Consider the following 234-nt stretch of genomic DNA (forward strand, 5'->3'; position numbering starts at 1 on the left):
GTTTACGCCCGCGCCAGTTAGATGATTTAACGCTGGAGCAGGCTATCCGTTCGTTGATGCGGGAAATGGAGCTGGAAAGTCGCGGTATCGTCAGCCATCTCGACTGGCGAATTGACGAATCTGCACTCAGTGAAAGCCAGCGGGTGACGCTGTTTCGCGTCTGCCAGGAAGGGCTGAACAACATCGTTAAGCATGCCAATGCCAGCGCGGTGACGCTCCAGGGCTGGCTACAGG

At 56.8% G+C, this 234-nt stretch carries 1 pseudogene; it reads left to right on the plus strand.

The window, feature by feature from the left end:
* A pseudogene (locus FDX22_RS22180) lies at nucleotides 1-234 on the plus strand (two-component system sensor histidine kinase UhpB); the annotation flags it as partial.

Source organism: Citrobacter sp. TBCS-14, assembly GCF_005280805.1.
GTDB classification, from domain to species: Bacteria; Pseudomonadota; Gammaproteobacteria; order Enterobacterales; family Enterobacteriaceae; genus Citrobacter; species Citrobacter gillenii.